8 protein-coding genes are annotated in these 10,709 nt (G+C 61.7%); all 8 read left to right on the top strand.

From position 1 onward, the window contains the following. Positions 1-2,277, top strand: a 2,277-nt coding sequence (bamA, locus tag E8E78_RS18945) for an outer membrane protein assembly factor BamA (RefSeq protein ID WP_280311988.1), incomplete at its 5' end; no start/stop codon positions are given. A gap of 44 nt (positions 2,278-2,321) precedes the next feature. Next, complete coding sequence (locus E8E78_RS18940) at positions 2,322-2,825, top strand: OmpH family outer membrane protein (RefSeq protein ID WP_012270843.1); 504 nt, start codon at positions 2,322-2,324, stop codon at positions 2,823-2,825. Between the two features lies 1 nt (position 2,826). Then, complete coding sequence (gene lpxD / locus E8E78_RS18935; RefSeq protein ID WP_041167851.1) at positions 2,827-3,882, top strand: UDP-3-O-(3-hydroxymyristoyl)glucosamine N-acyltransferase; 1,056 nt, start codon at positions 2,827-2,829, stop codon at positions 3,880-3,882. A 114-nt stretch (positions 3,883-3,996) separates the two neighbouring features. Next, positions 3,997-4,437, top strand: a complete 441-nt coding sequence (gene fabZ / locus E8E78_RS18930; protein WP_008094893.1) for a 3-hydroxyacyl-ACP dehydratase FabZ — start codon at positions 3,997-3,999, stop codon at positions 4,435-4,437. Continuing rightward, positions 4,434-5,210 (top strand): acyl-ACP--UDP-N-acetylglucosamine O-acyltransferase, encoded by a 777-nt coding sequence (lpxA, locus tag E8E78_RS18925; RefSeq protein WP_016501159.1) that lies wholly within the window; start codon positions 4,434-4,436, stop codon positions 5,208-5,210. The genes fabZ and lpxA overlap by 4 nt, the downstream gene beginning before the upstream one ends. Before the next feature lies 1 nt (position 5,211). Beyond that, the gene (lpxB, locus tag E8E78_RS18920) at positions 5,212-6,339 is read left to right on the top strand and encodes a lipid-A-disaccharide synthase (RefSeq protein WP_041167850.1); all 1,128 of its coding nucleotides are present in this window, start codon (positions 5,212-5,214) and stop codon (positions 6,337-6,339) included. A 1-nt stretch (position 6,340) separates the two neighbouring features. Beyond that, a complete protein-coding gene (gene rnhB / locus E8E78_RS18915; RefSeq protein WP_063424680.1) occupies positions 6,341-6,964 on the top strand; it encodes a ribonuclease HII in 624 nt (207 codons plus the stop codon). 210 nt (positions 6,965-7,174) lie between these two features. Then, positions 7,175-10,699 (top strand): DNA polymerase III subunit alpha, encoded by a 3,525-nt coding sequence (gene dnaE, locus E8E78_RS18910; protein ID WP_232893780.1) that lies wholly within the window; start codon positions 7,175-7,177, stop codon positions 10,697-10,699. Positions 10,700-10,709: the final 10 nt, after the last annotated feature.

Below are 10,709 nucleotides of genomic sequence, written 5' to 3'. Positions count from 1 at the left end.
GTCAACGGCCTGCAGCGGGTTTCCGCTGGCAGTGTCTTCGGTGCCTTGCCGCTGAACGTCGGCGATCAGGCCGATGACCGCCGCCTGGTGGACTCGACCCGTTCCCTGTTCAAGACCGGGTTCTTCCAGGACATCCAGCTGAACCGCGATGGCAATGTGCTGATCATCAACGTGGTCGAGCGCCCGTCGGTGTCGAGCATCGAGATCGAAGGCAACAAGGCGATCAGCACCGAAGACCTGATGAAGGGCCTGAAACAATCGGGCCTGGCCGAAGGCGAGATCTTCCAGCGTGCCACCCTTGAAGGTGTGCGTAACGAACTGCAGCGCCAGTACGTGGCCCAGGGCCGCTATTCGGCCGAGGTCGACGCCGAAGTCGTGCCGCAGCCGCGCAACCGCGTGGCGCTGAAGATCAAGATCAACGAAGGCACCGTCGCTGCCATCCAGCACATCAACATCGTTGGCAACAACGTGTTCGATGATGACACCCTGGGCCAGCTGTTCGAGCTGAAGACCACCAACTGGCTGTCGTTCTTCAAGAACGACGACAAGTATGCCCGCGAAAAACTGTCCGGTGACCTGGAGCGCCTGCGCTCCTACTACCTGGACCGCGGCTACATCAACATGGACATCGCCTCCACCCAGGTGTCCATCACGCCAGACAAGAAACACGTCTACATCACCGTCAACATCAACGAAGGCGAGAAGTACACCGTTCGCGACGTGAAGCTGTCCGGTGACCTGAAAGTGCCGGAAGACCAGGTCAAGTCGCTGCTGCTGGTGCAGCCGGGCCAGGTGTTCTCGCGCAAGGTGATGACCACCACCTCCGAGCTGATCACCCGTCGTCTGGGCAACGAAGGCTACACCTTCGCCAACGTCAACGGCGTGCCACAGCCGAACGACCAGGACCACACGGTCGACATCATGTTCGTGGTCGACCCGGGCAAGCGTGCCTACGTCAACCGCATCAACTACCGCGGCAACACCAAGACCGAAGACGAAGTGCTGCGTCGCGAAATGCGCCAGATGGAAGGCGGCTGGGCTTCGACCTACCTGATCGACCAGTCCAAGACCCGCCTGGAGCGCCTGGGCTTCTTCAAGGAAGTCAACGTCGAGACCCCGCAGGTAGCCGGCACTGACGACCAGGTCGACGTCAACTACAGCGTCGAAGAGCAAGCCTCCGGCTCGATCACCGCCAGCGTCGGTTTCGCCCAGAGCGCCGGCCTGATCCTCGGTGGTTCGATCAGCCAGAGCAACTTCCTCGGTACCGGTAACAAGGTGTCCATCGGCCTGACCCGTTCGGAATACCAGACCCGCTACAACTTCGGCTTCGTGGACCCCTACTTCACTGCCGATGGCGTCAGCCTGGGTTACAACGCCTTCTACCGCAGCACCGACTACGACGACCTCGACGTCGATGTGGCCAGCTATGCGGTGGACAGCCTGGGTGCCGGCGTCAGCCTGGGCTACCCGATCAGCGAAACCTCGCGCCTGACCTACGGCCTGAGCGTGCAGCAGGACAAGATCAAGACCGGTAAGTACACCGTTGACGAGATCTTCGATTTCCTTGACCAGGAAGGCGAGAACTTCCTGAACTTCAAGGCCTCGATCGGCTGGTCCGAGTCCACTCTCAACAAAGGCGTGCTGGCCACCCGTGGCCACTCGCAAAGCCTGACCCTGGAATCCACCATTCCGGGCAGCGACCTGTCGTTCTTCAAACTCGACTACCGTGGCCAGCTGTTCCAGCCGATCAACAACGACTACACCCTGCGCCTGCACACCGAGCTGGGCTATGGTGATGGTTATGGCAGCACCTCCGGCCTGCCGTTCTACGAGAACTACTTCGCAGGTGGCTTCAACTCTGTCCGTGGCTTCAAGGACAGCAGCCTGGGTCCGCGCAGCACCCCGAGCCGTGGGGCAGACGATCCCAACGGTAAGCCGGGTACTATCCGTGACCCGGATCAGGATCCGTTGCCGTTCGGCGGTAACGTGCTGGTACAGGGTGGTGTCGAGTTGCTGTTCCCGCTGCCGTTCGTCAAGGACCAGCGTTCGCTGCGCACCTCCGTGTTCTGGGACGTGGGTAACGTGTTCGACACCAATTGCGGCAACAAGCCTGATTGCGAGAAGGTCGGCTTCTCGGGCATGGCCAGTTCGGTCGGCTTGGGTGTGACCTGGATTACCGCACTGGGCCCGTTGAGCTTCAGCCTGGCAATGCCGGTCAAGAAGCCGGACGATGCCGATACCCAGGTGTTCCAATTCTCTCTGGGCCAGACCTTCTAAGGTCGGCCCTTGCTTAATGACAACGGTTTATCCAGGAGTGCATCGTGCGTAAATTGGCTCAACTGGCCGTAGTGGCCGCGGCGCTGGTCGCCACCCCGGCATTCGCCGAAATGAAGGTTGCCGTGCTGAACTATCAGATGGCCCTGCTCGAATCGGATGCCGCCAAGAAATACGCGGTCGATGCCGAGAAGAAGTTCGGTCCGCAACTGACCAAGCTGAAAAGCCTGGAAAGCAGCGCCAAGGGCATCCAGGACCGTCTGATCAAGGGCGGCGACAAGATGCAGCAGCAGGAGCGTGAGCGCCTGGAGCTCGAGTTCAAGCAAAAGGCCCGTGACTTCCAGTTCCAGTCCAAGGAACTGAACGAAGCCAAAGCCGTTGCTGACCGCGACATGCTCAAGCAATTGAAGCCGAAGCTGGATGGTGCTGTCGAGGAAGTGATCAAGAAGGGCGGTTTCGACCTGGTCCTCGAGCGTGGTGCGGTCATCGATGTCAAACCTCAGTACGACATCACCCGCCAGGTCATCGAGCGCATGAACCAAGCCCGTTGATATGAGTGTGACCATGACGCTAGGCCAGCTGGCCGAGGCCCTCGGTGCCACCCTCAAGGGGCCCGAGGCGTTGCAGATTACCGGGCTGGCCACCTTGCAGGAGGCAGGCCCCGGTCAATTGAGCTTCCTCGCCAACCCGCAGTACCGCAAGTACCTGGATAACTGCCAGGCGGGTGCGGTATTGCTCAAGGCTGCGGATGCCGAAAGTTTCGCTGGCAATGCCCTGATCGTGGCCGACCCGTACCAAGCGTATGCGCGTATTTCCCACTTGTTCGACCCCAAACCCAAGGCTGTGGCGGGAATCCATCCCAGCGCCGTGGTGGCTGAGGACGCGCAGGTGGACGCCAGCGCCAGCATCGGGCCGTTCGCGGTGATCGAAAGCGGTGCGCGCATCGAGGCTGATGTGTGCATCGGCGCGCATTGCTTCATCGGTGCGCGTTGCGTTGTAGGTGAAGGCGGCTGGCTGGCGCCGCGGGTGACGTTGTATCACGACGTCGTGATCGGCAAGCGCGTGGTCATCCAGTCGGGTGCTGTGATCGGCGGCGAAGGCTTCGGCTTTGCCAATGAGAAGGGTATCTGGCGCAAGATCGCCCAGATCGGCGGTGTCACCATTGGTGATGACGTGGAAATCGGCGTCAATACTGCCGTCGACCGTGGTGCGCTGTCCGACACGCGGATCGGCGACGGGGTCAAGCTCGACAACCAGATCCAGATCGCCCACAACGTGCAGATCGGTGACCACACGGCCATGGCCGCTTGTGTGGGCATTTCCGGCAGTACGCGCATCGGCAAGCACTGCATGCTGGCCGGGGGCGTGGGCCTGGTAGGGCACATTGATATTTGCGATAACGTATTTGTTTCAGGGATGACAATGGTAACCCGTTCGATCACTGAACCCGGTTCCTATTCATCCGGCACAGCCATGCAGCCTTTGGCTGACTGGCGCAAGAGCGCTGCGCGGATCCGCCAGCTGGATGACATGGCCAAGCGTCTTCAGCAGCTGGAAAAACGCGTCGATACCGTGACCTCAGGTGGCCTGCCGACATCAGAAGGCTGATACCATTCCCTGAGCAAGAGTGAACAGTCGCTAGCTGGCTCCTCTTTGGATTGCTAAAGGAGCGTGTGGTCAGCACCTGCGCTCCCTATTCTTATTACAGGCTTCCCCCCCGAAATGATGGACATCAACGAGATTCGCGAATACCTGCCTCACCGTTACCCGTTCCTGCTGGTGGACCGGGTGACGGATCTGGACTTCGAGGCCCAGAGCATTCGTGCCTACAAGAATGTCAGCATCAACGAGCCGTTCTTCAACGGCCATTTCCCGGCGCACCCGATCATGCCGGGCGTTTTGATCATTGAAGCCATGGCCCAGGCGGCCGGCATCCTCGGTTTCAAGATGCTCGATGCCAAACCCGCTGATGGCACCCTGTACTACTTCGTCGGTTCCGACAAGCTGCGCTTCCGTCAGCCGGTACTGCCGGGTGACCAGTTGGTGCTGGAAGCCAAGTTCCTCAGCCGCAAGAGCATGATCTGGAAGTTTGAATGCCGCGCCCTGGTCGACGGCAAACCGGTTTGCTCGGCACAGATCACATGCGCGGAACGCTCCCTATGAATTCGATTGATCCTCGGGCCATTATCGACCCGTCGGCCAAGCTGGCCGATGGTGTCGAGGTCGGCCCTTGGTCGATCGTTGGCCCCGATGTGGAAATCGGGGAGGGTACCGTTATCGGCCCGCATGTTGTGCTCAAAGGGCCGACTCGCATCGGCAAGCACAACCGTATCTTTCAGTTTTCCTCGATTGGCGAAGATACCCCGGACCTCAAGTACAAGGGTGAACCGACGCGCCTGGTGATCGGCGATCACAATGTGTTCCGCGAAGGGGTGACCATCCACCGCGGCACCGTCCAGGACCGTGCGGAAACCACCGTGGGCGACCACAACCTGATCATGGCCTATGCCCACATCGGCCACGACAGCGTCATTGGCAACCACTGCATCCTGGTCAACAACACGGCCCTGGCCGGCCACGTGCACGTAGGCGACTGGGCGATCCTGTCCGGCTATACCCTGGTGCATCAGTACTGCCATATCGGTGCCCACGCGTTTTCCGGCATGGGCACGGCTATCGGCAAGGACGTCCCGGCCTTCGTCACCGTGTTCGGCAGCCCGGCCGAAGCCCGCAGCATGAACTTCGAGGGCATGCGCCGCCGCGGTTTCAGCGACGAGGTGATCCACGTGCTGCGCCGTTGCTACAAGATTGTCTATCGTCAGGGCCTGACCGTCGAAGACGCGCTCAAGGAGCTGGCCGAAATGGCCGCGAAACACCCTGAGGTCGAACTGTTCCGTCAGTCGATCGTGAATTCCGCCCGCGGCATCACCCGCTGACATGGCCCCGCTTTGCGTAGCCTTGGTCGCAGGTGAGGCCAGCGGCGATATTCTTGGTTCAGGCTTGATGCGTGCCCTCAAGGCACGCCACCCCGACGTACGTTTCATTGGCGTTGGCGGCCCGTTGATGGAAGCCGAAGGCCTGCAATCATATTTCCCCATGGAGCGCCTGGCGGTCATGGGGCTGGTCGAAGTGCTGGGGCGCCTGCGCGAGCTGCTCAAACGCCGCAAGCTGCTGATCCAGACACTGATCGACGAAAAGCCGGATGTCTTCATCGGCATCGACGCCCCCGACTTCACCCTCAACATTGAACTCAAGCTGCGCCAGGTCGGAATCAAGACCGTGCACTACGTCAGCCCGTCGGTCTGGGCCTGGCGGCAGAAGCGCGTACTGAAGATTCGCGAAGGCTGCGACCTGATGCTGACGCTGCTGCCGTTCGAGGCGCGGTTCTATGAAGAGCAGGGGGTGCCGGTGCGCTTTGTCGGTCACCCGCTGGCCGACACCATTCCGCTTGAAACCGACCGCCCGGCAGCACGTGCTGCGCTGGGCCTGGGTGAGGGGCCGGTGGTTGCACTGATGCCTGGCAGCCGTGGTGGCGAGGTAGGGCGCCTGGGGGCGTTGTTCCTCGACGCCGCCGAGCGCCTGCAGCAGCAAGTGCCAGGCGTGCACTTCGTGCTGCCCTGCGCCAACGCCGCGCGGCGTGCCCAGGTCGAACAGATGCTTGAAGGGCGCCAACTGCCACTGACCCTGCTCGATGGCCAGTCGCACCAGGCCCTGGCGGCCTGTGATGCAGTACTGATCGCCTCGGGCACAGCCACCCTCGAAGCGCTGCTGTACAAGCGGCCAATGGTGGTGGCCTACCGCCTTGCGCCCTTGACCTACTGGATCCTCAAGCGCCTGGTGAAGAGCCCTTACGTTTCCCTGCCAAACCTGCTCGCCCAGCGTGAACTGGTGCCCGAACTGTTGCAGGACGCCGCCACCAGCGAAGCCTTGGCCAACACCCTTGCGCCGCTGGTGCGCGATGGCAGCCAGCAGACCGAACGTTTCGACGAAATTCACCGCACCCTGCGCCGTGACGCCTCCAACCAGGCGGCCGAGGCGGTATTGGCCTTGCTCAAGGACCGCTGACATGCAAATTGGACTGGACTTCAACCTGGTCGAAGACCTGGTCGCCGGCGTCGACGAAGTGGGCCGCGGGCCGCTGTGCGGCGCGGTGGTGACGGCGGCGGTGATCCTTGATCCGGCGCGCCCGATCCTCGGCCTGAACGATTCGAAGAAGCTCACCGAAGCCAAGCGCGAGGCGTTGTTCGACGAGATCTGTGAAAAGGCCTTGAGCTTTTGCATCGCCCGCGCCGAGGTCGACGAAATCGACCGCCTGAACATCCTGCAGGCCACGATGCTGGCCATGCAGCGTGCGGTGGAGGGCCTGCACATTACGCCGAAGTTGGCCCTGATCGATGGCAACCGCTGCCCGAAGCTGGCCGTGCCGGCGTCGCCGGTGATCAAAGGCGATAGCCAGGTGCCGGCTATTGCAGCTGCCTCGATCCTGGCCAAGGTAACCCGTGACCGTGAGATGAGCGCGTTCGAGCTGATCTACCCAGGGTATGGCATGGGTGGGCACAAAGGTTACCCGACCCCGGTGCACCTTGAAGCGCTCGCGCGCCTGGGGCCTACGCCCATCCATCGGCGTTCCTTTGCCCCGGTGCGTGCGGCCTGGGAAGCACGCGAAGGCGTTACCGATTCCCTGATCTGACCTGCCAGGGCCCTTCGCGGCCCTTTCGCTCTTGTAGGAGCAGCCTTGTGCTGCGAAAGCGCCAGTCAAGTAAATGAAGTTGCTGTGCCTGTACTGGCCCTTTCGCAGCACCAGGCTGGTCCTACAGGGAGGGTGCAAGCAGCCCCAAATCTGTTCCCCATTTAAGCTACAATCCCGCCCTTGTCGTTAAGCACTGCTACAGGATCTTCCATGTCGGTTCCCTTCGTTCACCTGCGCGTCCACTCCGAATTCTCGCTGGTCGACGGCCTGGTGCGGATCAAACCGCTGGCCAAGGCGCTGGCCGGGATGAACATGCCGGCGGTGGCGATCACCGACCAGAGCAACATGTGCTCGCTGGTGAAGTTCTACAAGACTGCCATGGGTGCGGGCATCAAGCCGATCTGTGGTGCCGACCTGTGGCTGGCCGGTGCCGATCCAGAGGCGCCGCTGTCGCGCATCTGCTTCCTGGCCATGGACGCCAAGGGCTATCGCAACCTCACCGAGCTGATCTCGCGCGGCTGGACCGATGGCCAGCGTAACGGGTTGGTCATCCTCCAGCGTGAATGGATCGCCCCCGCCAGCGAGGGCCTGATTGCCCTGTCAGCGGGCAAGGAAGGCGATATCGGCATGGCCTTGTTGTCCGGCCGGGATGAAGAAGCCCAGGCCCTGCTGCAAGACTGGATGGGCATGTTCCCCGAGCGCTTCTACGTTGAAGTGCAGCGCACCAACCGCGCCCGCGATGAAGAATACGTGCACGCGGCGGTGGCCCTGGCCGACAAGCTTGGCGCCCCGCTGGTGGCCACCAACGACGTGCGTTTCATCAAGCAGGCGGACTTCGACGCCCACGAAACCCGCGTTTGCATTGGCGAGGGCTGGACCCTTGACGACCCGCGCCGCCCGCGTGGCTACAGTGACCAGCAGTACCTGAAATCGTCCGAGGAAATGGCCGAGCTGTTCAGCGACCTGCCCGACGCCATCGCCAACACCGTCGAGATCGCCAAGCGCTGCAACATTCAGGTGCAGCTGGGCAAGCACTTCCTGCCCGACTTCCCCACGCCGAACGGTATGGGCATTGACGACTACCTGCGGCTTGTGTCCCACGAAGGCCTGGAAGAGCGCCTCGCGGTGTTGTGGCCTAAAGACACCACACCCAATTACGATGAGAAGCGCCAGGTCTACCTGGACCGTCTGAAGTTCGAGCTGGATATCATCATCCAGATGGGCTTCCCCGGTTACTTCCTGATCGTGATGGACTTCATCAAGTGGGCCAAGAACAACGGCGTGCCGGTCGGACCTGGCCGTGGTTCGGGTGCGGGCTCGCTGGTGGCCTACGTGCTGAAGATCACCGACCTCGACCCGCTGGCCTACGACTTGCTGTTCGAGCGCTTCCTCAACCCTGAACGGGTTTCCATGCCCGACTTCGACGTCGACTTCTGCATGGATGGCCGGGATCGGGTGATCGAATACGTGGCCGATGCCTACGGGCGCAATGCGGTTAGCCAGATCATCACCTTTGGTACCATGGCCGCCAAGGCGGTAGTGCGAGACGTGGCGCGGGTGCAGGGCAAGTCCTACGGGCTGGCCGACCGCCTGTCGAAGATGATCCCGTTCGAAGTGGGCATGACCCTGGAGAAGGCCTACGAGCAGGAAGAAATCCTGCGCGACTTCCTCAAGGGCGACGAGGATGCCCGCGAAATCTGGGACATGGCGCTGAAGCTGGAAGGCGTCACCCGGGGTACCGGCAAGCATGCCGGTGGTGTGGTTATCGCGCCGACCAAGCTCACCGATTTTTCGCCGATCGCCTGTGACGAAGAGGGCGGCGGCCTGGTAACCCAGTTCGACAAGGACGACGTCGAGGCCGCCGGCCTGGTCAAGTTCGACTTCCTCGGCCTGCGGACCCTGACCATCATCAAGTGGGCGATGGAGATCATCAACCGCGAGCAGGCTAAGAAAAACCTGCCAGATCTCAACATCGACTTCATCCCGCTGGATGACCGCAAGACTTACGAACTGCTGCAAAAAGCCGAAACCACTGCGGTGTTCCAGCTTGAATCCCGTGGCATGAAGGAGCTGATCAAGAAGCTCAAGCCCGACTGCCTCGAAGACCTTATCGCACTGGTAGCGCTGTTCCGCCCGGGCCCGCTGCAGTCGGGCATGGTGGACGACTTCATCAACCGCAAGCACGGCCGGGCCGAGCTGGCCTACCCGCACCCCGATTACCAGTATGACGGCCTGCAGCCGGTGCTGGCGCCTACCTACGGCATCATCCTGTACCAGGAACAGGTGATGCAGATCGCCCAGGTGATGGCAGGCTACACCCTCGGTGGTGCAGACATGCTGCGCCGGGCCATGGGTAAGAAAAAACCCGAGGAAATGGCCAAGCAGCGTGGTGGCTTCATCGAAGGTTGCGCCAACAACGGCATCGATGCCGACCTGGCCGGTAACATCTTTGATCTAGTGGAAAAGTTTGCGGGTTATGGCTTCAACAAATCCCACTCCGCCGCCTATGGCCTGGTGTCCTACCAGACCGCCTGGCTGAAAACCCACTTCCCGGCGCCGTTCATGGCTGCCGTGCTGTCGGCGGACATGCACAACACCGACAAGGTGGTGGTGCTGGTCGAGGAGGTGCGCAGCATGAAGCTGCGCCTCGACGCGCCGGATGTGAACTTTTCCGACTTCAAGTTCACCGTCAACAACGATGGCCGTATCGTCTATGGCCTGGGCGCCATCAAGGGTGTCGGCGAAGGCCCGGTGGAAGCGATCGTGGAGGCGCGTGCCCAGGGCGGGCCGTTCAAGGACCTGTTCGACTTCTGTGAGCGCATCGACCTCAAGCGGGTCAACAAGCGCACCCTGGATGCGCTGGTGCGCAGTGGCGCACTGGACCGTCTTGGCCCGCACTTCCATGATGAGATCAAGGCCTACCAGGCCAACATCGACATCAACCGTGCAACCTTGCTCTCGGCACTGGGTGAGGCCATCAAGGCTGCAGAGCAGGCGGCTCACACCGCTGACAGCGGCCATGTCGACCTGTTCGGCAGCATGTTCGACGAGGTGGAAGTCGACGTCTATGCCAACCACCGCAAGGTGCGCGAGCTGACCCTCAAGGAGCGCCTGAAGGGCGAGAAGGACACCCTTGGCCTGTACCTCACCGGTCACCCGATCGATGAGTACGAGACCGAGATCCGCCGCTTCGCCCGCCAGCGCATCATCGACCTCAAGCCGTCGCGCGAAACCCAGACTATCGCCGGCATGATCATTGCCCTGCGGGTAATGAAGAACAAGAAGGGCGACAAGATGGGCTTCGTCACCCTGGATGACCGCTCCGGGCGCATCGAGGCTTCGCTGTTCGCCGATTCCTTCATGGCGGCACAGTCCTTGCTGCAGGCCGATGCGATGGTGGTCGTCGAAGGCGAGGTCAGCAACGACGACTTCTCCGGCGGCCTGCGCCTGCGGGTGAAGCAGGTGATGACCATGGAAGACGCGCGCACCAAGCTGGCCGAGAGCCTGCGCCTGAAGGTGGCACACGAGGCGCTCAAGGGCGACCGGTTGAAGTGGTTGGGCGAACTGATCACCCGCCATCGCGGTGCTTGCCCGATCACCCTGGAGTACACCGGCAGCGACGCCAAGGCCATGCTGCAGTTCGGTGAGCAGTGGTCGATCGACCCGGCCGATGGGCTGATTCAGGCGCTGCGTGACCAGTTCGGGCGTGAGAACGTCTTCCTGCAATATCGTTGAATCGACAAAA

The sequence above is a fragment of the Pseudomonas sp. BN505 genome, from assembly GCF_029873175.1.
Taxonomy (GTDB): domain Bacteria; phylum Pseudomonadota; class Gammaproteobacteria; order Pseudomonadales; family Pseudomonadaceae; genus Aquipseudomonas; species Aquipseudomonas putida.
The sequence above is the reverse complement of the archived record's forward strand: the minus strand, read 5'-3'. Positions and strand labels throughout refer to the sequence as shown.